Origin of the sequence: Pantoea sp. S62 (genome assembly GCF_016658625.1) — a bacterium.
GTDB lineage: Bacteria > Pseudomonadota > Gammaproteobacteria > Enterobacterales > Enterobacteriaceae > Pantoea > Pantoea vagans.
On the sequence record NZ_JACVVI010000003.1, the window covers coordinates 239,684 to 261,992 of the forward strand.

At 55.3% G+C, this 22,309-nt stretch carries 17 protein-coding genes; 10 read left to right on the forward strand and 7 right to left on the reverse strand.

Annotation, left to right across the window (positions count from 1 at the left end; all coding sequences use genetic code 11):
• Positions 1-33 precede the first annotated feature (33 nt).
• Positions 34-156 carry a hypothetical protein gene (locus tag IBT54_RS25350; protein ID WP_255540608.1) on the reverse strand — a complete coding sequence of 41 codons (123 nt, stop codon included), beginning with the start codon at positions 154-156 and terminating at the stop codon, positions 34-36.
• Between the two features lie 170 nt (positions 157-326).
• Between IBT54_RS25350 and sapA the strand changes: the two genes are divergently transcribed.
• The 3 genes from sapA to IBT54_RS06245 all read left to right on the forward strand — a co-directional run bounded on the left by sapA (position 327) and on the right by IBT54_RS06245 (position 3,169).
• Positions 327-1,949 (forward strand): ABC transporter substrate-binding protein SapA, encoded by a 1,623-nt coding sequence (sapA, locus tag IBT54_RS06235; protein WP_201251827.1) that lies wholly within the window; start codon positions 327-329, stop codon positions 1,947-1,949.
• Complete coding sequence (sapB, locus tag IBT54_RS06240; RefSeq protein ID WP_095707136.1) at positions 1,950-2,915, forward strand: putrescine export ABC transporter permease SapB; 966 nt, start codon at positions 1,950-1,952, stop codon at positions 2,913-2,915.
• Positions 2,916-2,998: 83 nt separating this feature from the next.
• Entirely contained in the window at positions 2,999-3,169 is a 171-nt protein-coding gene (locus IBT54_RS06245; RefSeq protein ID WP_201251828.1) for a hypothetical protein, read from the forward strand.
• Between the two features lie 692 nt (positions 3,170-3,861).
• Here IBT54_RS06245 and IBT54_RS06250 read toward each other — a convergent pair.
• Positions 3,862-5,427: a diguanylate cyclase domain-containing protein gene (locus IBT54_RS06250; protein ID WP_370585064.1), complete on the reverse strand. Its 1,566-nt coding sequence runs from the start codon at positions 5,425-5,427 to the stop codon at positions 3,862-3,864.
• A 616-nt stretch (positions 5,428-6,043) separates the two neighbouring features.
• Positions 6,044-6,223 carry a general stress protein gene (locus IBT54_RS06255; protein WP_041456876.1) on the reverse strand — a complete coding sequence of 60 codons (180 nt, stop codon included), beginning with the start codon at positions 6,221-6,223 and terminating at the stop codon, positions 6,044-6,046.
• 1,112 nt (positions 6,224-7,335) lie between these two features.
• Here IBT54_RS06255 and sapC point away from each other — a divergent pair.
• The 5 genes from sapC (at position 7,336) to IBT54_RS06280 (ending at position 12,287) form a co-directional block, all read left to right on the forward strand.
• On the forward strand, positions 7,336-8,226 hold the full coding sequence (sapC, locus tag IBT54_RS06260) for a putrescine export ABC transporter permease SapC (protein WP_013357991.1): 891 nt from the start codon (positions 7,336-7,338) through the stop codon (positions 8,224-8,226).
• Positions 8,227-9,222, forward strand: coding sequence for a putrescine export ABC transporter ATP-binding protein SapD (gene sapD / locus IBT54_RS06265; RefSeq protein ID WP_201251830.1), 996 nt, complete (start codon positions 8,227-8,229; stop codon positions 9,220-9,222).
• Position 9,223: 1 nt separating this feature from the next.
• Positions 9,224-10,027 (forward strand): putrescine export ABC transporter ATP-binding protein SapF, encoded by an 804-nt coding sequence (gene sapF / locus IBT54_RS06270; protein WP_147789174.1) that lies wholly within the window; start codon positions 9,224-9,226, stop codon positions 10,025-10,027.
• Positions 10,028-10,168: 141 nt separating this feature from the next.
• The gene (gene fabI / locus IBT54_RS06275; protein WP_010244547.1) at positions 10,169-10,957 is read left to right on the forward strand and encodes an enoyl-ACP reductase FabI; all 789 of its coding nucleotides are present in this window, start codon (positions 10,169-10,171) and stop codon (positions 10,955-10,957) included.
• A 217-nt stretch (positions 10,958-11,174) separates the two neighbouring features.
• A complete protein-coding gene (locus tag IBT54_RS06280; RefSeq protein ID WP_095707133.1) occupies positions 11,175-12,287 on the forward strand; it encodes an oxidoreductase in 1,113 nt (370 codons plus the stop codon).
• Between the two features lie 6 nt (positions 12,288-12,293).
• Here the strand turns inward: IBT54_RS06280 and IBT54_RS06285 are convergent, their stop codons facing one another.
• From IBT54_RS06285 to IBT54_RS06300, 4 genes are all read right to left on the reverse strand, one after another.
• Positions 12,294-13,190 (reverse strand): LysR family transcriptional regulator, encoded by an 897-nt coding sequence (locus IBT54_RS06285; RefSeq protein WP_033783225.1) that lies wholly within the window; start codon positions 13,188-13,190, stop codon positions 12,294-12,296.
• 199 nt (positions 13,191-13,389) lie between these two features.
• Positions 13,390-14,112 carry a YoaK family protein gene (locus tag IBT54_RS06290; protein WP_201251831.1) on the reverse strand — a complete coding sequence of 241 codons (723 nt, stop codon included), beginning with the start codon at positions 14,110-14,112 and terminating at the stop codon, positions 13,390-13,392.
• 152 nt (positions 14,113-14,264) lie between these two features.
• Complete coding sequence (locus IBT54_RS06295) at positions 14,265-15,809, reverse strand: methyl-accepting chemotaxis protein (protein ID WP_201251832.1); 1,545 nt, start codon at positions 15,807-15,809, stop codon at positions 14,265-14,267.
• 185 nt (positions 15,810-15,994) lie between these two features.
• Positions 15,995-17,581 carry a PTS transporter subunit EIIC gene (locus tag IBT54_RS06300; RefSeq protein ID WP_201251833.1) on the reverse strand — a complete coding sequence of 529 codons (1,587 nt, stop codon included), beginning with the start codon at positions 17,579-17,581 and terminating at the stop codon, positions 15,995-15,997.
• Positions 17,582-17,842: 261 nt separating this feature from the next.
• Here IBT54_RS06300 and IBT54_RS06305 point away from each other — a divergent pair, with 261 nt between their 5' ends.
• Together IBT54_RS06305 and IBT54_RS06310 are read left to right on the forward strand one after the other, a co-directional pair.
• Positions 17,843-20,146, forward strand: coding sequence for an FdhF/YdeP family oxidoreductase (locus tag IBT54_RS06305; protein ID WP_201251834.1), 2,304 nt, complete (start codon positions 17,843-17,845; stop codon positions 20,144-20,146).
• A gap of 112 nt (positions 20,147-20,258) precedes the next feature.
• Positions 20,259-22,193, forward strand: coding sequence for an exoribonuclease II (locus IBT54_RS06310; protein WP_201251835.1), 1,935 nt, complete (start codon positions 20,259-20,261; stop codon positions 22,191-22,193).
• Positions 22,194-22,309 lie beyond the last annotated feature (116 nt).

Sequence of the window (22,309 nt, forward strand, 5' to 3'; positions counted from 1 at the left end):
TCAAAGGCGATCCTGCCCTTCAGACCTGACCGTTCAACTGCAAAAGCCAAAAAAAAGCCCGCCATTAAGGCGGGCAACAATACTGGAAGCAATGTGAGCAATGTCGTGCTCTTCTTCGGCAGAGCCACCGTCGAAGTGCAGGCGAATAATAATCATTCTTATTATCATCTGTAAAGCAGTTATTGAGAACTTTTCTCATCACCACATCATTTGTGCGCTCATTTTAAGTTGCGATGACGAAAATCAGGCTGGCAGTGGTTGCAGGTTTTGGGACTATGCCTGCTTTGCGATACACTCTGGTTAATGCCTCAAAATCGTTGAGTTCTATGTCAAAACTACTATGTTCGCTGTTGCTCAGTCTCAGCGCGTTGAGTTCGCCTGCGTGGTCAGCGCCTGCGGGTGATATCCGCCAGACCGGCTTTGTCTATTGCGTCAGCGGCACGCTGAACACGTTTAATCCGCAGATGGCCAGCAGCGGGCTGACTGTCGATACGCTGGCGGCACAGTTGTATGACCGCTTGCTGGATGTCGATCCCTATACCTATCGTCTCAAGCCCGATCTGGCGTCGAGCTGGGAAGTACGCGATAACGGCGCGACGTATCGCTTTCATCTGCGCAGCGGCGTCCAGTTCCAGCAGACTAACCAGTTTCGCCCTACCCGTGCACTAAACGCCGACGATGTGGTATTCAGCTTCGCAAGGATGTTTGACCGTCATCATCCCTGGCATAACGTCAACGGCGGTAACTTCCCCTACTTTGATAGTCTGCAATTTTCCGATTCCGTCCAGAGCGTGAAGAAGATCGACAACAGGACGGTTGAGTTCAGGCTGAACAGCCCGGATGCCTCGTTCCTGTGGCATATGGCGACCCACTATGCGCCGGTACTGTCGAAAGAGTATGCCGACCAGCTCACCGCTCAGGGCCGTCAGGAAGAGATGGATCGTCAGCCGGTGGGCACCGGTCCTTATCAGCTCAGCGAATATCGCACCGGTCAGTACATCCGTCTGGCGCGCAATCCACACTACTGGCGTGGGGTGCCGCGTCTGCAACAGGCGGTGATCGATCTTGGTTCCGGCGGAACCGGTCGCCTTTCCAAACTATTGACCGGTGAATGCGACGTACTGGCCTACCCCGCGGCAAGCCAGCTCAGCATACTGCGTGATGACCCGCGCCTGCGGATGACGCTGCGTCCCGGTATGAACATTGCTTATCTGGCTTTTAATACCCGTAAGCCTCCACTCGACCGGCCTGAAGTCCGGCATGCCCTGGCGCTGGCCATCAACAATGAGCGGTTGATGGAGTCGATCTACTACGGCACTGCCGAAACGGCCGCTTCGATATTACCGCGCGCGTCCTGGGCTTATGACAATGATGCGCGCATTACCGGCTACGATCCTGAGAAGTCACGCGCCGCGCTTGCCGCACTCGGCATCAGCGATCTGCATCTGCGGCTGGTTGTGCCTGCCGCCTCGCAGTCGTGGAATCCCAGCCCACTGAAAACCGCCGAACTGTTACAGGCGGATCTGGCGCAGGTTGGTGTCCGGCTGACCATTGTGCCGGTCGAGGGCCGTTTTCAGGAGGCGCAGCTGATGGCGATGAACCATGATCTGACGTTGTCAGGCTGGGCCACCGACAGTAACGATCCGGACAGCTTCTTCCGCCCGCTGCTCAGCTGTGCGGCGATTCGCTCGCAGACCAATTACGCGCACTGGTGCTCTCCGGCCTTTGACGAAACGCTGCAGAATGCTCTGCTATCACAACAACTCTCTGGCCGCATCGACAGTTATGACAAAGCGCAGCAGATTCTGGCACAGGAGTTACCGGTGTTACCGCTGGCCTCCTCTCTGCGACTGCAGGCATTTCGTCATGACATCAAAGGGCTGGTACTGAGTCCGTTTGGCAACGCCTCGTTTGCCGGGGTTTATCGTGAAGCTGATGAGGGTAAGTAAGTGATTATCTATATTTTGCGCCGCCTGCTGCTGCTGCTCATTACCCTGTTCCTGCTGTCGCTGGTCAGCTTCAGCCTGAGTTACTTTACCCCTAACGCCCCGCTGGAAGGCGCTGCGCTTTCCGATGCCTGGTGGTTCTGGTTCAAAGGGATGCTGCAGTTTGATTTCGGTGTCTCCAGCACTAACGGTCAGGAGATTGGGCTACAGCTGCGTGAGGTTTTCCCGGCTACCATGGAGCTCTGTATCCTGGCGTTTCTGTTTGCGCTGCTGGTAGGTATTCCGCTGGGGATCTGCGCCGGTGTGATGCGCAATAAATGGCAGGATAAAACCATCAGTGCGCTGGCACTGGTCGGCTTCTCTGCGCCCATCTTCTGGCTGGCGCTACTGCTGACGCTGTTCTTTTCGCTGACGCTGGGCTGGCTGCCGGTATCGGGACGTCATGACCTGCTCTATCCGGTGCAGAATATCTCCGGCTTTGCGCTGATTGACGCCTGGCTGAGTCCTTCGCCATGGCGGCATGAGATGATTATCAGCGCCCTGTCCCACCTTATTCTGCCGGTGCTGGTGCTTGCGATGGCCCCGACGACAGAAGTGATCCGCCTGCTGCGCAACAGCACCAGCGACGTGATGGATAAAAACTATGTCAAAGCGGCGGCCACACGCGGTCTTTCGCGCTTCACGGTGATCCGTCGCCACGTATTGCACAACGCGCTGCCGCCGGTCATCCCGCGTCTGGGCCTGCAGTTCTCCACCATGCTGACGCTGGCCATGATCACCGAAATGGTCTTTAACTGGCCGGGTCTGGGCCGCTGGCTGATTAACGCGATTCGTCAGCAGGATTATGCCGCGATCTCAGCCGGTGTGATGGTGATTGGCGGGCTGGTGATTCTGGTGAATGTGATTTCTGACGTGATTGGTGCGGCAATGAATCCGCTGAAACACAAGGAATGGTATGCCCTCCGGTAGGGCTTATGCGCCGCGGGAAAGTTATTCAAAACATGCCGGTATGAATTAGGGCCGTTTAAATGACTTTCAACCTGGATGAGGCTATGAAATTATGGATGATGCTGACCTCGCACAGGAACGCGAAGAAGCGCATTCTGCCGCCTTTCTGGCAATTCCTTAAAGCTTCAATGGCTTATGCGTCTGGTGCAATGATGGAGCCGTATTGGCCGGGACGGCTTTCTGTTTGTATTTCCAGGGACACCGCAGGATTCTGACTATCGCGACCAGACTTTACAAATTCTGGTATAAAGACCACAGGTTATTCATCACGGAAAAGATTATGAGTCTCAGCAGAGTGTTACTTGTACTGGTTTTTGCAGCATGTATTGCCCTGTTACTCAAGGCGGGCTCATTCAGGGTTACGCATTATCTTGATGACAAAATCGATAATCAGATTACCCGATGGGCTGATGGCAAGTAAGCAATCAGGTTCATTCGGCTAACCTGGTCCGGGCGGGCCTTTTTCAGCTCCTGCCAACATAACGTGCTTACGCTTCGCTATTAAATCTTTTGTCACTATCAATCGCACAGCAACACTGTATGGTGTGCGAATCAGCCTTTGCTGATGCTACGATTTTCCTTTTTTGATGCAATTCATGCCTGCGTAACGCGGGCTTTTTTGTGCCCAAAACCAGCCAGCGCTTACCGACATCTCTTCACAGGAACAAGGGAATCAGCGGGTTAAATCGGTAAAGCTGAAGGGTGACTCAGAGGGTAAGTGTTTTTCGATAGCGTTAACGGAGGGTGAAACAACGTCAGCCTCTGCCACAAACCTGCGTCAGGCCGCCTTCGTCGCCAAAACCCTGGAATGGTCAGCCGATTGATTTATTACCCCAGCCGGGTCATGCGCGGCACCAGACTCCCAAACGGCCAGAGCAGGATGAACTCATCACATCCTGAATTTCATTTAACTCAGCCCATGGACACGGTTGCGGCCATTGTGTTTTGCTTCATAGAGCGCCTTATCAGCCTGTTGCTTAAGTCTTTTGGCCTCATCTGGCTGGCCGTTTGAAATCAGGCTATTGTATCCGGCGCTAAGGGTCACAATACCTTCGGGAATACCGGAGGTTTCGTGCGGTATTCCGGCAGACATAACTGCGTTTACTGCGCGCTCCGCCACCTTTTTCCCCATGCTTTCTCCACCCGAAGGCAGGATAATGGCAAACTCTTCTCCGCCGTAACGTGCAACCACGGCATCCTGTCGCTGCGTGATTTCTTTCAGAATGGTGCTGACACGCTGCAGACAGGTATCGCCGGCGACATGCCCGTAGGTATCGTTGTAACGCTTGAAAAAGTCGATATCAAACATGATCAGTGCCACGGGTTCACCCGATTTTTGAGAGCGCTTCAGGACCTGATCTAACATCGCATCAAACTGGCGGCGATTAGCCAGTCCGGTTAGCCCGTCAATTAATGCCAGTGACTGCAGCGTATGGTTGATCGTGGTCAGCTCATCCCTGATCTGTGTTAATTCCAGCTGATTTCTGACGTTCTTTTTAACCTGTCTGAGAACAAACATCCCCATCCCGGAAATCATTACAAGCAGAACCACGTTCAGTATGACGTCGATGATATTGGCGGAGAACCAGTCGCTCCGGATCTTATCAAGGTCATATCCCGCCGTGACAATGAGCGGATACTGCTCAAGGCGTGCGTAGCCATACACCCTCTCCACCCCATCCAGTGCAGAACGCCACGTTGCGCTGCCACTGGCAGAGGTTTTCAGGACGGTTGTAAATAATGGACTCATGGACAGGCTGCGGTTGATGGCAGAATCCGGGAAGGGCCGGATATACAGGACAGAGGTATCAGCAAGAATCAGCCCCAGAACATCGCGCTCACCCAGCGTATAGTAGCTATAGAACTGCCGGAAATAGTCTACTTTGACCGTTGCCAGCGCGACGCCGGCAAAGTTGCCTTTTGAATCGTTCAGTCGCAACGATACCGGAATAACAAGGTCACCTGTAGATCTGCTGCGGATAACACGGCCAATCCTTACGCGGGTATCCTCATGGGTACGGTGCCAGATAAAATAGTCCCGATCGGCGTTGTTTCCGTTTGCCGGAACGTAGTTGCCCGACGTGGCAATCCATTTACCCTGTGCGTCATAAATAAACAGCCCATGAAGCTGACGCAGTTTACCCTGCTGCTCTTTAAGCTGACGAGCGAAGACGGGCGTGGCCGCGTAATCCAGCCCGTTCAGGCTGAGCAGCCTGACGGCATCCGCCAGCGTAATATCCACCTGCAGAAAGGCATCTTCTGCCTGTTTGGCGAGAGAAACAGAGAGGTTACGGGCATCATCTTCACGGACATTCTGATTATGCTGCCACGATCCCCAGAGCGTAAATATGTTAATCACAACAACAGCAAGCACGGTTGCCAAAAGGAAAAAGGCCATCGTGCGGCCAAGAGAATTACGGATACCTGAAGGTACAACACCGCCACTGTTTTTATTCAACACAATGATTTCCATTAAATCCTGATACTTAAACATAATTTACGCATGAGATAACCGCAAGCAGACCGGGATGACTCACGATGTTGTTGTGATTTCTGTGAGCGTCCAGCCTGCCGCTGCCAGACAGCATTTTTCCTGATTAAATTGAATCCTTTGATCACCACGGTCTTCACGCTGCGGATGCCACGCCGGAAAAATATATCAACCGTTGTCAGCTTTATTCTCTTTATGACCCAAGTATTTTATTTTAAGAGATTGAATCAGGTCTGGCAGGGAGTGAATGACAACGTCCAGACAGTGTTATTTTTGCATAAACGACTGCCGGGCTGAGGTTGCAATATTTTAATGATGTCGCACGGTGAATGGCTGATTAATTTAACACGCTCTCTTTTCAGACCTGCTTCGTTTACCCTGTTATGACAATCCAGCAAGCGAAGGAGAAACATTTTATAATCACTGGGATAGTTAACGCAGGCAAACACATAGATCCCCGCTAATAAACCGTATATTTTCGGCAGGGATTTATCCAGGTCAGATACTTTCATTGTAAAAACCACGTTATTTAATAAATATTTAAACGTGAAAGCCCCGACTGGTTTGCCGGGGCCTGCGGCCTGATCAGAATATCAGATTATTCAGACTTACGTCCGCCGCTGTGGCTATTCTGGCCACCTTTCTTACCGGCTTCTGAAGCTTTTTCACGGTCATTGGCGAAATTATCCCCGCTATGCTGCCCGCCTTTTTTACCCGCTTCAGATGCTTTCTCAGGGCTTTCTGCAAAATTACCTGAACCACCACGATGTTCGGCCATGATATCCTCCTGGATAACTCTATTTATAGATGGCAACCAGTATAAATATTTCATACCAGTCATAGTCGTGTTGCAATATCTATTCCAGAAGCACCCCTGATCTTTGCAAGCGCACCCGGAAAGACCCGGCGATAAAAACCCGTTAAGCGAAACGCACCGATAAAAAATAAGCCAGACGACAAAGGTCAAGTTTTTAAAAGAAAACATAATTTTAAGGTGACGACATAAAAACATAAACTATCAATACTGTTAATAAAATATTACGTTTATATAAAAACCATAAAAAATACGCTTTGAATATTACCCACCGTTTTATTGTCACTCACATCAAAAACCGCTTAAAAATCGCGGTTTTTTTATTTCATCAGGCGATCGCTACCGTCATCAGGGTTCACACATGAATCGTCTTGCCCGAGTGCTCTGACAGTGGCTGACCGGATTCGATTAACATCGCAGCGTGGCTTATCCCTGTCCGTTTGCATGGCACGCTGTAGCGACGGTAACGGCAAGGTATCCTTAAGACACGCGACTGAGCTGAGCGAGCAGCTTTTTTCCCATAACGTTACTCTTAATCATTTGGTTCACTCTCCTTTGCCCCTGGACCGGCTGATAGGATCCAGGAAGTTTTGCTGATTTATGTGAGTCTTAACGTTCTGTCGGCTTTGCCACCCTTTTTTGCAGCCTGTCATGGAACACCCGATGGCCCGGATTGTAATTCTCTGTAACCCAGCGCCGAAATTGCTGAAGCCGTTTCCTTGCCTGTGACGGGGATCTCGACGGATAATCCCCTATAGTCAGTTGAACGGGCTTACCCTCCAGCAATTACGGTTGAAAATGCCACTTCGCCAGTAAGGGAGAGGCTGACATGCAGGCTGGACGTGTTAGGGAATACCTTCGTTTTATCGCGGCGCTTAACGGTGTCTGATATCGATAAGCGACAGGTACATTCTCTCTGCGTATTCGCAAAGACGTACACAAACCCTGTAAATTAAAGCTGTTCAGAGTTTTCCATGACAAAGCAACATAAAGCAGACCCACGGGGCAAGTAACTAAAATGACTGATTTTTCTGAAGCAATATTGCCCGGCCTTAAGGATAGTAAAGTGAAAACGTATGCCCTCCGATAATATCTACGCCGAAAAACGCCTGCCCAGCGCGTTTCGTCAGAGCTGGCATCATTTCTATGGCAACCCGATTTCGATGGTCGGCCTGTATGGCTTTGGCGCACTGCTGCTGCTCTGCCTGTTTGGCGGTTTCATGGCACCTTATGGTATTGACCAGCAGTTCCTGGGATATCAGCTGCTGCCACCGTCATGGTCGCGCTACGGCGATGTCTCATTTTTCCTCGGCACCGACGATCTGGGGCGGGATGTTCTGAGTCGCCTGCTGAGCGGTGCCGGTCCGACGGTGGGTTCCGCGATTCTGGTGACGCTGTTCGCTACGCTGGGCGCGCTGGTGCTGGGCGTGCTGGCGGGCATGACGCACGGCATTCGCTCGGCGGTGATGAACCACGTGCTGGATACCCTGCTCTCTCTTCCGTCACTATTGCTGGCGATTATCGTGGTGGCGTTTCTTGGGCCGCGTCTTGAGCATGCGCTGCTGGCGGTCTGGCTGGCGCTGATGCCACGTCTGGTGCGCGAAATTTACAGTGCTGTGCATGATGAGCTGGAAAAAGAGTATGTGGTTGCCGCGCGCCTGGACGGTGCCAGAGGTCGTAATATCCTGCGCTACGCCATCCTGCCCAATATTCTGCCGCTGCTGATTACCGAAATTACCCGCGCGCTGTCGATGGCGATTCTGGATATTGCCGCACTCGGTTTTCTGGACCTGGGCGCGCAACTGCCTTCACCGGAATGGGGCGCGATGCTGGGCGATTCGCTGGAGCTGATCTACGTTGCGCCCTGGACCGTGATGCTGCCCGGGGTGGCGCTGATGGTCAGCGTACTCATTGTTAACCTGCTCGGTGACGGCATCCGTCGCGCCGTCGAAGCGGGAGTGGAATAAATGCCGTTACTTGATATCCGTAATCTGACCATTGAATTTATGACCGCTGACGGGCCGGTCAAAGCGGTCGATCGCGTCAATCTGACGCTGGGCGAAGGTGAAGTCCGGGGGCTGGTCGGTGAATCCGGCTCCGGTAAAAGTCTGGTCGCCAAGGCTATCTGCGGCGTGACCAACGATAACTGGCGTGTGACGGCCGATCGCATGGTGTTTGATGATGTGGACCTGCTGCGCCTCTCCCCGCGCGAGCGCCGTCGCATTATCGGGCATAACGTCTCGATGATTTTTCAGGAGCCGCAATCCTGTCTGGATCCCTCCGAGAGCATTGGCCGTCAGCTGATGCAGGTGATCCCGCGCTGGACGTATAAAGGCTCCTGGCTTAAGCGCTTCTGGTTCTGGCGCAAAACCCGCGCTATCGAACTGCTGCATCGCGTCGGCATTAAAGATCATAAAGACATCATGCGCAGCTTCCCCTATGAGCTGACCGAAGGCGAATGCCAGAAAGTGATGATTGCCATTGCGCTGGCTAACCAACCGCGTTTGCTGATTGCCGATGAACCCACCAATGCGATGGAACCGACAACGCAGGCGCAGATATTCCGCCTGCTGAGCCGCCTGAACCAGAATAACAACACCACTATTCTGCTGATCAGCCACGACCTGCGCACCATGAGCCAGTGGGCGGACCGTATTAACGTGATGTACTGCGGTCAGACGGTGGAAACCGCTCAGAGCGAAGATTTAATGAGCACGCCACATCATCCTTATACGCAGGCGCTGATTCGGGCGATGCCCGATTTTGGCCGCGCGCTGCCGCACAAAAGCCGTCTCAATACGCTGTCAGGGGCGATCCCATCACTGGAGAGCCTGCCGATAGGCTGCCGCCTGGGGCCTCGCTGTCCTTACGCGCAGCGTAAATGTGTCGAAACGCCGCGCCTCACCGGCAGTAAAACACATCTCTTTGCCTGTCATTTCCCGCTGAATATGGAGGGCCAGTAATATGGAGACCCTGCTGGAAGTGCGCAACCTGAGCAAAACTTTTCGCTATCGCACCGGCCTGTTCCGCCGTCAGCACGTTGAGGCAGTAAAGTCTGTCAGCTTTACCCTGCGCGAAAAACAGACGCTGGCGATTATCGGTGAAAACGGTTCCGGCAAGTCCACGCTGGCAAAGATGCTCAGCGGCATGATTGCCCCCACCGACGGTGAGATTCTGATTGACGACCACCCGCTGACCTTTGGCGATTACGGCTATCGCAGTCAGCGCATCCGCATGATTTTTCAGGATCCCTCAACCTCACTGAATCCGCGTCAGCGCATCAGTCAGATTCTGGAATTTCCGCTGCGACTTAATACCGAACTGGATGCAGAAGCGCGCGAGAAACGCATTATCGCCACCCTGCGTCAGGTAGGATTACTGCGCGATCACGCCGGATATTACCCACACATGCTGGCACCCGGTCAGAAACAGCGTCTGGGTCTGGCGCGCGCGTTGATCCTGCAACCCAAAGTGATTGTGGCCGATGAAGCGCTGGCCTCACTGGATATGACCATGCGCTCCCAGCTGGTAAATCTGATGCTGGAGCTGCAGGAGAAACACGGAATCGCCTACATTTATGTCACCCAGCATCTGGGCATGATGAAGCACATCAGCGATAAAGTGCTGGTGATGCATCAGGGCGAAGTAGTTGAGCGCGGCGGCACGGCTGACGTGCTCGCCTCCCCGCTGCACGATCTGACCCGACGCCTGATCAGCAGCCATTTTGGCGAAGCACTCAGTGCCGAAGCCTGGCGGCGCGAGCGCTGATTTTTGCTGCATATCGCGGAAATTGCGGGCCGATTTACCTGATTTATGAGAGACGTGCTAGAATCCGCACGTCGATTAACGTCGGTCGCTTACTTTTTAACCATGCGGCCGCCAACTACAATGACCATAAGGATTACAGCTATGGGTTTTCTTTCCGGTAAGCGCATTCTGATTACTGGCGTTGCCAGTAAACTTTCCATCGCCTACGGTATTGCACAGGCGATGCACAAACAGGGCGCAGAACTGGCTTTCACCTACCAGAACGACAAGTTAAAAGGTCGTGTGGAAGAGTTTGCTAAAGATTTGGGTTCAGACATCGTGCTGCCATGTGACGTAGCCGAAGATGAGAGCATCAAATCTCTGTTCACTGAACTGGCAAAAACCTGGCCGAAATTTGACGGTTTCGTTCACTCTATCGGTTTCGCCCCTGGCGAGCAGCTGGTTGGCGACTACGTGAACGCCGTTACCCGCGAAGGCTTTAAAATCGCGCATGACATCAGTGCTTACAGCTTCGTCGCGATGGCCAAAGAGTGTCGCGAGATGCTGAATCCACACTCTGCGCTGCTGACCCTCTCTTACCTGGGTGCTGAGCGCGCGATCCCGAACTACAACGTAATGGGTCTGGCGAAAGCGTCGCTGGAAGCGAACGTGCGTTACATGGCGAACGCCATGGGCCCGGAAGGTGTGCGTGTTAACGCCGTTTCTGCCGGTCCAATCCGCACACTGGCTGCATCAGGCATCAAAGATTTCCGTAAGATGCTGGCACATTGCGAAGCGGTTACCCCGATTCGCCGTACCGTAACCATTGAAGATGTCGGCAACTCAGCAGCGTTCCTCTGCTCTGACCTGGCTGGCGGCATCACCGGTGAAGTGGTACACGTTGATGGCGGCTTCAGCATCGCCGCAATGAACGAACTGGAACTGAAATAAGTTCTGCAAGGGCGAGCCTGGCTCGCCCTTCTCTTTACGCCCATCCTGCCCTTCCCGCCTGATTTTGCTGCCGTTATACCGTAACGCTATTAATTATCACCGATCAATCTTTTGCCCCGGACTGGCCATCAGCGACGATAAGCCTGCCCTTCGGTTTATGCATATTTTCAGATTCTGCCGCCTGCATACCGAACCCGAATTTGCAAAAGGATTGATCATGGAACAACGCCGCTATCCGGGCCATAACCACTGGTTTTACGAGAGCCAGACCAGTCCACGTACCACACAGGCCGCACCGCTGGTGCCAGAGGCTGCCCATATCGATGACCGTTTTTTGCTGGGATGCCACGCCAGCGACGCCGTAGTGCAGTCACTGCTGCGCACGCATCAGCCGGCTCTGCTGGCGGCGCGCGATCTGGCACAGCTGCTGTTCCCCGATCGCGTTGTCACCTCGCTGACGCACACCTTAACGCTTTACGACCGCCTCAGCACCGCACTGACCGTGGCGCAGGTCGCGGGTGTGCAGCGGTTGTGTAATCACTACTCTGCCCGCCTCAATCCGCTGCCTGGCCCTGACTCTTCACGAGAGAGTAATAATCGCCTGACCCAGATTACGCAGTATGCGCGCCAGCTGGCGATGCAGCCTGAACTGATCAATGCCAGCGCCATCACCGCCCTGGATGCGGTCGGCCTGACCGAACCCGATATTGTGACGCTGAATCAGCTGATTGGCTTTGTCAGTTATCAGGCGCGCGTCGTCGCCGGATTACAGGCCCTGCAGGCCCAGCCGGTACGCTGGCTGCCGGGCAGTACTGCGCCACCCGATGCTGAGGCTACAGGATTTGATGAGCCTGCTCGCTGGCAGCCAGTGCTGAAGCCGCTGGAGCTGCGGTATGCCAGTGCTGAGCAGCTCGCTGCCGTTACCCGTTGTCAGACTCTGCCTGGCATGCAGGACGCGGTATGGTTGCTGGCCCATGACCCATCGGCGCTGTATGGCTGGGCGCAATTGCGTCAGCATCTCTCACAGGAAAACACCCTGGCGGAAGCGACAGCCGCCCGTATTCTCGGCAGCCGCTGGGCGTTCCGGCTGCTGGCCGGGAATGAGGTATTGATCGAGGGTGTCGATGACACGAATTTAAAAGGAGAAGAGCAGCAGATCGTCGCGCTGTCGGCGCAGCTGACCCGTTCACCCGAGCGTTTCAGTGCGGCCCATCTGCAGCCGCTGATGGAGGCGGGCTGGGAACCTGAGGCGCTGTTCGCGCTGATTCAGAGCGTGGCGATAGGCAACTGGAACAGTCGCCTGTTTTACGCGCTGGGCGAGGCGCAGTAGCCTGAGCTAGAACGGCAACTGACCGCGCGCTTCGTCGAAAAAGTGCTGTGCCAGCGGAGTGGCACGGCCAGGCTCGGCTATCACCAGCGCCGCCTGGCGCGCCATCGGCGGCAGCGTAATGCCGCGCTGCTGTAACCCCTGAAGTGATGCGGGTAGCAGATGACCCACCGGCGAGACCAGCAACCCCAGACCGACCTGAGCACACTGCATCAGCTGCATGATAGAGGCGCTCTCCACGATAACCCGCGGCACCAGCGCCGCCTCGCGAAAGGCCATATCAAGATAGCGACGGAAATAGCGTGTTGGCTCCGCCAGGCAGAGCGGCTGTTGTGCCAGTTCGTCGAGCGTCAGCGGGGTTTCTCCCACCAGCGCCGGGAAGTGATCAGGATGGAATACGGCCTCAACGCCCTGATCGGCCAGCATCTCGGTCTGAAAATGAAGCTCCCGCAGCGTCGCCATCTCAAAAAAGCCAATGCCGACATCCACAGTGTGGCTGTTAAGCGCTTCCAGCAGCTGGTCAGCACTGAGTACCGCAATGCGGTAATCGAGCTGGGGATAACGCGCCTGCACGGCTTTCAGCAGCAGCGGCAGTGCCACGCTGCACTGCGGCACCACGCCAACCCGCAGTGTGCCGTTTACCCCATGTTTCAGTGATTCCACTTCCAGCTTCAGCCCCTGATAGACCGAAACAATTTCCCGCGCCCACGCCAGCACGCGATCGCCCTCTGGCGTAAATCCGGCAAAGTTATTGCTGCGGTTAATCAGCGGCAGGCCCAGCTCGCGCTCGAGATTTTTCAGGCGCATGGAGAGGGTTGGCTGTGTAACAAAACTGGCTTCCGCGGCCCGGCCGAAATGGCGTTCCCGCTCCAGGTTACACAGGTAAATGAGTTGTTTAATGTCGATGTTAATTATCCATCAGCAGGTTTAAGACTGTTCGCGTGACTGTCTCAATGGCAGTATCAATCAGAGTATAAGGCTCAATGTTACCCTGCGCGGGCTATGATCTTTTAACCGCACGGATCATCGGCGCAGTCGGGACCAATAAATCAGAGCTACGCGCGGCGGTTATCTGAACCGCAGCGATAACAGCAAAATCACCGTTTCAAACCCTCTGGTTTACTGGCTTAGTAACCAGGGCATTCAGCGCCAGGCAGATTAACCCGAACCCTATGGGCAACAGGAAATCGTAGCCGAGCAGTCGGTAAAGCCCGATGCCGGCCACGCCACCTGCAAGGAAAGACAGCAGGGTCAGACTGTGCAGCCGCAACCGCCCCAGCAAGTTCGGCGCATCTTTCGGTGAGGCTTTACGCCGCAATACTTCAAACAGCATCGCCAGCTCAATTCCGATATCAGTCGCCGTGCCGGAGATATGGGTGGTGCGAACCCGGGCATTGGAGATCCGCGTGACGACCGCATTCTGCAGCCCCATTAAAAAGCTCAGGCTCATGATCAACACCACACCGGGCGACCTCGGCGGAAAGTGATTCTCAATCACGCCCAGCGTCATCAGTGCGATGCCCTCAGTCAGGATAACGAAGGCATAGATAGTACGGATATTCCTGCGGTGCCCGGCATTAATTATCAACGTTGAAAACATGGAGCCCGCAATAAACAGCAGCACGATCGACAAAAAAAACAGGCCAGGCCCCAGGTTCGCTTTTGCCAGATGATCGGACAGCAGCGAGACATTCCCGGTCATGTTAGCTGAAAAGAAACCGACAATCTCGAAGGCGGCGGTATTCAGCGCGCCTGCGGCAGCGGCCAGCGTGCAGGCCAGTCGGGTATCGGCGCTGTTGCTGCGGGCACTTTCTGTGCTGATTAGCATGACAACCCCGTGTTCAGTGGAAAGCCGTAATAATCCGCTCATTCTGCCACCGTCACAAGGCGCTGAATCAAACACGTTATTCTCTGCCTCACGATGCGCATCACCGCATCATTCAGGATCCCGCGCGGCCTGGACGCCGTGCGGGAAACCGATTAGCTGTTTGCCAGACGGAAAGTCGAGACCGACTGCGTCAGGTACTGCACCTGCTCTTCCAGTGAGGCCGATGCCGCCGCAGACTCTTGCACCAGCGCCGAGTTCTGCTGGGTCACGCTGTCCATCTCGGTAACCGCCTGCTCGATCTGACCGATGCCGCGACTCTGTTCATCAGACGCGGTAGAGATATGCTCCATCAGCAGATTCACGCGGCTGACCGATGAGATAATGGCACTCATCGCCTCGCCGGTCCGGCTGACCTGATCGGAACCGGCGTGGATGATGGAGACCGATTCTGCAATCAGTCCTTCAATCTCTTTGGCTGCGGTGGCGCTGCGCTGGGCCAGGTTACGCACTTCTCCTGCGACGACCGCAAAACCACGTCCCTGCTCACCCGCACGGGCGGCTTCGACGGCTGCGTTCAGCGCCAGAATGTTAGTCTGGAAAGCGATGCTGTCGATAACGGTAGTGATCTCTTCAATCTTCTTCGAGCTGGCGTTAATCAGCGCCATCGATGTCACCACTTCCTGCGAGACTTTTTCGCCGCTTTCGGCGTTTTTCACCGCTTCACTGGTCAGACGGCAGGCTTCAAACACGTTTTCAGTGTTCTGTTTCACCGTTGCGCCCAGCTGCTCCATGCTGGCTGCGGTTTCCGTCAGCGCAGCGGCCTGCTGTTCAGTGCGCGAGGCGAGATCGATGTTGCCCGCCGCAATTTCTTGCGAGGCAGTAGAAACTGAGCGGGTTGAATCACGCACCTGAAGAATAATGGCGGTCAGCGCGCTGCGCATCTGCTCCAGCGAACCCATCAGCATCTGAATTTCACTGCGTGAACCCAGTTTCACCGGCACGGTGGCATCCAGCACGCCCGCCGCAATCAGCTTGCAGTGCTCCTGCGCTTCATTGATTGGCGAAAGGACATAGCGCTTCATGAAGATGTAAATGGCGATGATGATGCCGAAAAACAGCACGCCAAACAGACCCAGCAACGTAATACCAGAAGTGAAGTGACTCTGTGCGTCGCTGTTGAGCTTTTTGGCGTAGGTTTCGTGCTGGGCCAGAACACGGTCCAGAATAATTTCATACTGACGATCCAGACGAACCACGGTCGGGATCTGATTTTTAAAACGCACCTGATCGTGCGCCTCTGCTGCCTCAATCAGCGGCTGCAACCCCTGCTGACGATAGGCCTGATAAGCCTGGCTGTAGGCATCTGCCTCCGCCTCTTCGCCCGGCAGACGCGGCGCATTCATATAGGCCTGGAAGGCGGCATCGGCTTTACCCGCCACCGTCCGCACGCTGTCCAGCGTGGCGGGATTGCTGGCATCACTGCCCTCAATCTCCTTCATATACTCCATCAGGCGGACACGCAGCGTACGGCTGTGGTTGATCGGGTCAATGACCGAGAGCACCACGCGGATCTCTTTGTTGACCGCGTTCAGGGAGTGATTGCTCTGAATCAGCAGCCAGGTACTGATCGCCACGCTGGTAAGAAACAACGCCAGCAGGAAGGAAAAGATGATGAGTGAGGATTTTTTTAACGACATTGCAACATTCCGATAATAAACAGGGTTAGTCGCTATATCGGCAAAAAGGGACGGTGCATTAGGGGTCGGCTTTTTTTAGTTACAATAAGCGGGACGGTAGTGTTCAACCTCCCCCAGTCAACAGGCGCTAACCGCCCGGAGCAACCGGGCGTCTGACCGGATGATAAACCTGAAACAGCCTGCTGCTACGCAACGCCTAGCGCCATTTTCACTTCGTTAGCGATCTTTTCGACCTGAGGACCGTAGATCACCTGAATGTCATGCTCGCTGACGCGATTAACCCCGTTAGCACCGGTGCTCATCAGCGTCTGATCGACCACCTGATTCATCTCTTTGACCCGTACCCGCAAACGGGTAAAGCAGCAATCGACATCCTCGATATTGGCCGGCCCGCCCAGTCCGCTGATAATCACCTGCGTCCGCTCATCCGCAGCAACCTGTTGCGGTTTCTCCTCCTCTGACTCCCGGCCCGGCGTTTCGACATGCATCCGGGTAATCACCAGCCGGAAAGCATAGTAGTAGATCGGCGCATAGATGACGCCCAGCGCCAGCGTCCACCACCAGTGGGTTTTCGCGCCGCCCAGCATGCCGAATACAACCAGGTCGATAACGCCGCCCTGCACGTTGCCGATCATCAGATGCAGCATCGACATCAGCATAAACGACAGGCCGGTCAGAAAAGCATGCAGCAGGTAGAGCACCGGCGAAACAAAGATAAAACAGAACTCCAGCGGCTCGGTAATCCCGGTGGTAAATGAGGTCAGCGCGCCCGCCATTACCAGCGCTTTGACCCGTTGCTTATGTTCGGGCCGCGCGGTGTGATAGATCGCCAGCGCCGCAGCAGGCAGACCAAACATCATCACCGGAATCTTGCCCTGTGCCAGAAACTGCGTGGCGGTGCGCAGCGTCTCATCGGGTATTGATCCCGGATGGGTCAGCGAGGCATTGAAAATGTTCAGCGCACCGACCACCGTCTGACCATCGACCACCGCCATGCCGCCAATTGGCGTGAAGCGCACGGTTTCGTTGAGGATATGATGCAGGCCGGTAGGGATCAGGATGCGTTCAAAGGCCCCCAGCAGAAACGCGCCATACTGGCCGCTTTTGCCAATCATCTGGCCAATCCAGGCGATACCCTGCCCGATGGTGGGCCAGACCAGCGCCAGCAACACCCCAATCAGCGGCAGACAGACCACGGTCACGATCGGCACAAAACGCCGTCCGCCAAAGAAGCTGATCGCGGTTGGCAGCTGCTGGGTATAGAAACGATTGTGCAGCGCCACCGTGATCAGACCGGCAATTACCCCGCCCAGCACACTCATGTTGTAGGTGAAGACGCCCAGCATGTTGATGTACTCCGCCGAGGTCATCATGGCGGTGGTCTGATCCATCCCCGCCTGCTGCAGCGCGGCGGGTGTAGTAGTGGCTGCGGTGATCCCTTTCGCCGCCAGCGTGGCGCTGATACCCACGTTCATCACGATATAGCCAATCACCGCGGCAAAGGCGGCGGTAGGTTTTTCCGCTTTCGCCAGTCCGATGGCGCTCGCCACTGCAAAGAAGACCGGCAGGTTGGCAAACAGCGCCCCGGCGACCTTGCGGATAAATCCAATGATTAACTGCGGCACCTGCATCTGCGCAAAGGCCTCGCCGGTCACCGCCGGGTTCTGCATCGCCGCCGCCAGCCCGAGGAAAATACCCGCGGCAGCGATGACCGAGATTGGCATCATCAACGCTTTGCCAAACGCATGGATCTGGCTGGTCAGCTGTTTCATGGAGTCGCGCCCTCTCTGATAGTGAACAGCAAGTATTAGCCTGTTGTGGGGAGAACTCCCGTTATCAGCCGGTTAAAGGCGGGTAAAATCTGACCACCATCACAATTCTGGCCGATGCACGATAAACGCCAGCTATCGCACCATTAAGTCAATCAATTAGACAAGGTATGAGGATATCTGCAGACTTTGTTTCACCATCAGGCTATAACCTGATAACAAACACCAAACAATAATTCCTACTATAAAAAGCCTGCACTCAATATGAAATTTAAACGCCAAATCAAACCCTACCGCGCGGCTGCGGGCGGCTGGGGTTCACTGGAAGCCACCACGCGTTTCGTTCTTGACAGCAAAGCGGCCCTGAAAAATATGCGCAATCTGATGCGCATGAACAAAGCACGCGGTTTTGACTGTCCGGGCTGCGCCTGGGGTGATGACAATAAAAGTACCTTCAGCTTCTGCGAAAACGGCGCCAAAGCGGTGACCTGGGAAGCGACACGCCGCATGGTCGACAGCGATTTTTTCGCTAAGCACAGTGTGACAACGCTTTATACCCAGAGTGACTACTTCCTGGAGTATCAGGGGCGTCTGACCCATCCACTACGCTACAACGCGGAAACCGACCACTACGAGCCGATCAGCTGGGATGATGCCTTTGCACTGATCGCGCAGCACATCAAGGCGATGGACCATCCGGACCAGATGGAGCTTTACACATCCGGTCGCGCCAGCAATGAAGCCTCCTGGCTTTATCAGCTGTTTGGCCGCCTGATGGGCACCAACAACTTCCCTGACTGCTCCAACATGTGCCACGAAGCCAGCGGCACCGGTCTGAAGCGCAGCATTGGTGTCGGCAAAGGTACTATTCGCCTGGATGATTTCGATCACGCTGATGCCATTTTTGTCTTCGGGCAGAACCCTGGCACCAACCATCCGCGTATGCTGCACAGCCTGCGTCACGCTGCCGATCACGGCGCGAAGATCGTCACCTTCAATACCCTGCGCGAGCGCGGTCTGGAACGTTTTGCCGATCCGCAGAAACCGCTGGAAGTGGTGACGTCGAAAGCCGGCAACATCAGCTCCTCCTATTACCAGCCAAACCTGGGCGGTGACATGGCGGCAGTGCGCGGCATGGTGAAATCCCTGCTGGAGACCCATCGTGCGCGTCTGGCCGCCGGTGAAAGTGGCCTTTTTGATCAGACCTTTATTAATGCCAAAACCAACGGCATTGAGGCCTATCTCGACGCGGTGGATAACACCAGCTGGATGCAGATTGTGGCGCAGTCTGGCCTGACTCAGGCGCAGATCCGTGAAGCGGCTGCCATCTACCAGAGCGCTGACCGCGTGATCTGTACCTGGGCAATGGGCATCACTCAGCATAAGCATTCGGTTGATACGGTTCGCGAGATCACCAACCTGCAACTGCTGTTTGGCCAGCTGGGCAAAAAAGGCGCAGGCCTCTGCCCGGTTCGCGGTCACAGTAATGTGCAGGGCAACCGCACCATGGGTATCGATGAGAAACCGGCCAAAGCCTTCCTGGATGCGCTGGGTAATCATTTTGGTTTCGAGCCACCGCGTGCCCCAGGCCACAACACCGTTGAAGCGCTGAACGCGATGCTGCGTGATGAAGTCAAAGTGCTGATCGCGCTGGGTGGCAACCTGGCTGCGGCTGCGCCCGATTCACCGCGCACCGAAGAGGCGCTGTCACGCTGTGGTCTGACCGTGCATATCAGCACCAAACTGAACCGCAGCCATCTGGTGCCGGGTCACGAAGGGCTGATTCTGCCAACGCTGGGTCGCACCGAGCGCGATACCCAGGCAACCGGCAATCAGTTCATTACCGTGGAAGACTCTTTCAGCATGGTCCACGCCTCTGAAGGTATCGGTATTCCGCTGGCGGAAACACAGCGTTCAGAAACTTCGATTGTTGCGGGTATCGCCCAGGCCGTGCTGGGTGAAGAGAAAGTGAAATGGCGCGAGCTGGCGGGTGATTACAACCTGATCCGTGAGCACATTGCCGCGACGATTCCGGGCTTTGCCGACTTCAACGCCAAATGCGATATCCCGGGTGGTTTCTATCTGGGCAACGCAGCAGCAGAGTTGCGCTTTAATACGCCAAGCCAGAAAGCGGAGTTCAACGCGTCGGCGCTACCGTCCTCGCTGTTCCCGACGCTGGATCAGGACGTGCCATTTACGCTGCAGACGCTGCGTTCCCATGACCAGTACAACACCACTATTTACGGCCTTGATGACCGTTACCGTGGCGTGTTTGGTCAGCGTGAAGTGGTGTTCATCAACCCGGACGATATGGCAGACCTGGGCTTCACCGAAGGCCAGAATGTTGATATCGAAACGCTGTGGAATGATGGCATCACCCGTCGCGTTAGCGGCTTCAAACTGGTTCCCTACAATATTCCGCGCGGTAACCTGGCGGCTTATTATCCGGAAACCAACCCGCTGGTGCCGCTGAACAGCTTTGGCGATGACAGCGGTACACCGACCTCTAAATCGGTGCCGGTGAAGCTGGAACTCTCTGAGGCACTGGCCGATCAGCGCATCGCCTGATAGCCCCTTCGTCACTCCCTGAAAAGCCGGTTCGTCCGGCTTTTTGCCTTGCCGCGCGGCGTCGATTCGCGTAAAACTGTCAGCCGCAATCAGCCAACGAAACGTAAAAATTATGTTCCAGGATAACCCGCTGCTCGCGCAGCTGAAAGAGAAGCTCCATTCGCAAACGCCTCGTGCTGAAGGCGTCGTTAAAGGCACCGAAAAAGGCTTCGGCTTTCTGGAAGTCGATGCGCAAAAAAGTTACTTCATTCCGCCACCGCAGATGAAGAAAGTCATGCATGGCGATCGTATCACCGCCGTGATCCACAGCGATAAAGATCGCGAAAGCGCTGAGCCGGAAACCCTGATTGAACCGTTCCTGAGCCGCTTTGTTGGCCGGGTGCAGAAAAAAGACGATCGCCTGTCGATTGTGCCGGATCATCCCCTGCTGAAAGATGCCATTCAGTGTCGCCCTGCGCGCGATGTCAGCCATGCATTTGAAAATGGTGACTGGGCCGTGGCGGAAATGCGTCGCCATCCCCTGAAGGGCGACCGCGGCTTTTATGCCGAACTTACCGATTTTATTGTCAAAGCTGATGACCATCTGGCGCCGTGGTGGGTGACGCTGTCGCGTCATAACCTTGAGCGTGAAGCGCCTGACATCAGCTTTGGCGAGATGCTGGATGAAAATCTGACGCGTGAGGATCTGACCGCGCTGGATTTCGTCACCATTGACAGTGCCAGCACCCAGGATATGGATGATGCGCTCTATGTGGAAGCGCAGGATGATGGCGCCCTGCGTCTGACTATCGCTATCGCCGATCCGACCGCCTACGTGCCGGAAGGCAGCCAGCTTGATAAGCTGGCGGCGCAGCGCGCGTTTACCAACTATCTGCCGGGCTTCAACATCCCGATGCTGCCGCGCGAACTCTCTGATGATGTCTGCTCGCTGCGTCCGAATGTGCGCCGTCCGGCGCTGGCCTGCCGCGTCACGGTGGCCGCCGATGGCACCTTAAGTGATGACGTCGAGTTCTTTGCGGCCTGGATTGAGTCCAAAGCCAAGCTGGCCTACGACGACGTCTCAGACTGGCTGGAAAACAGCGGCAGCTGGCAGCCGGAGAGTGAGGCGATTGCGGAACAGATTCGTCTACTGCACCGTCTGTGCCTGGCGCGCAGCGAATGGCGTCAGACCCACGCGCTGGTGTTTAAGGATCGCCCGGACTACCGCTTCCTGCTGGGTGAAAAAGGCGAAGTGCTGGAGATCGTGGCTGAACCTCGCCGTATCGCTAACCGCATCGTTGAAGAGTCGATGATTCTGGCGAACGTCTGCGCGGCGAAAGTGCTGCGTGACCGTCTTGGCTTTGGTATCTATAACGTCCATGCCGGTTTCGATGCGACCAATGCTGAGCAGGCCGCCGCCGTGCTGGCCAATCACGGTATTACCGTGGATGCACAGGCGATCACCACGCTGGACGGTTTCCGCGTGCTGCGTCGTGAGCTTGATGCCCAGCCAACCCAGTTCCTCGACAGCCGCATCCGTCGTTTCCAGACCTTCGCGGAGATCAGCACCGAGCCAGGCCCGCACTTTGGCCTCGGTCTGGAGGCGTACGCCACCTGGACCTCACCGATTCGTAAGTTCGGCGACATGATCAACCATCGTCTGCTGAAAGCGATTATTCGCGGTGAGCAGATTGCCCGCCCGGATGATGCCGTAACGGTGACGATGAGTGAACGCCGTCGCCTGAACCGGATGGCGGAACGTGATGTCGGCGACTGGCTCTACGCCCGTTATCTGGCCCCGTTTGCGGGCACCGACCGTCGCTTCAGCGCTGAGATTATCGATGTGTCGCGCGGCGGTATGCGCGTTCGCCTGGTCGAGTTTGGCGCCGTCGCCTTTATCCCGGCACCCTTCATTCACGCCGTGCGTGATGAGCTGGTTCTCAGCCAGGAAAATGGCAGCGTACAGATTAAAGGTGAAGTGGTTTACCGCGTAACTGACGTAATTGATGTGACCATCGCCGAAGTCCGTATGGAAACCCGCAGCGTTGTGGCCCGTCCTGCCGTCTGAACACGGCGTGTTTAAGCGATAAATCTGGCGGGATAACTTCGGTTATCCCGCCTGTTCCCGCCCCGTCCGCGTTACAAAAACGTTAAATTTGTACCCCGCTTCACACTTCTCCACTG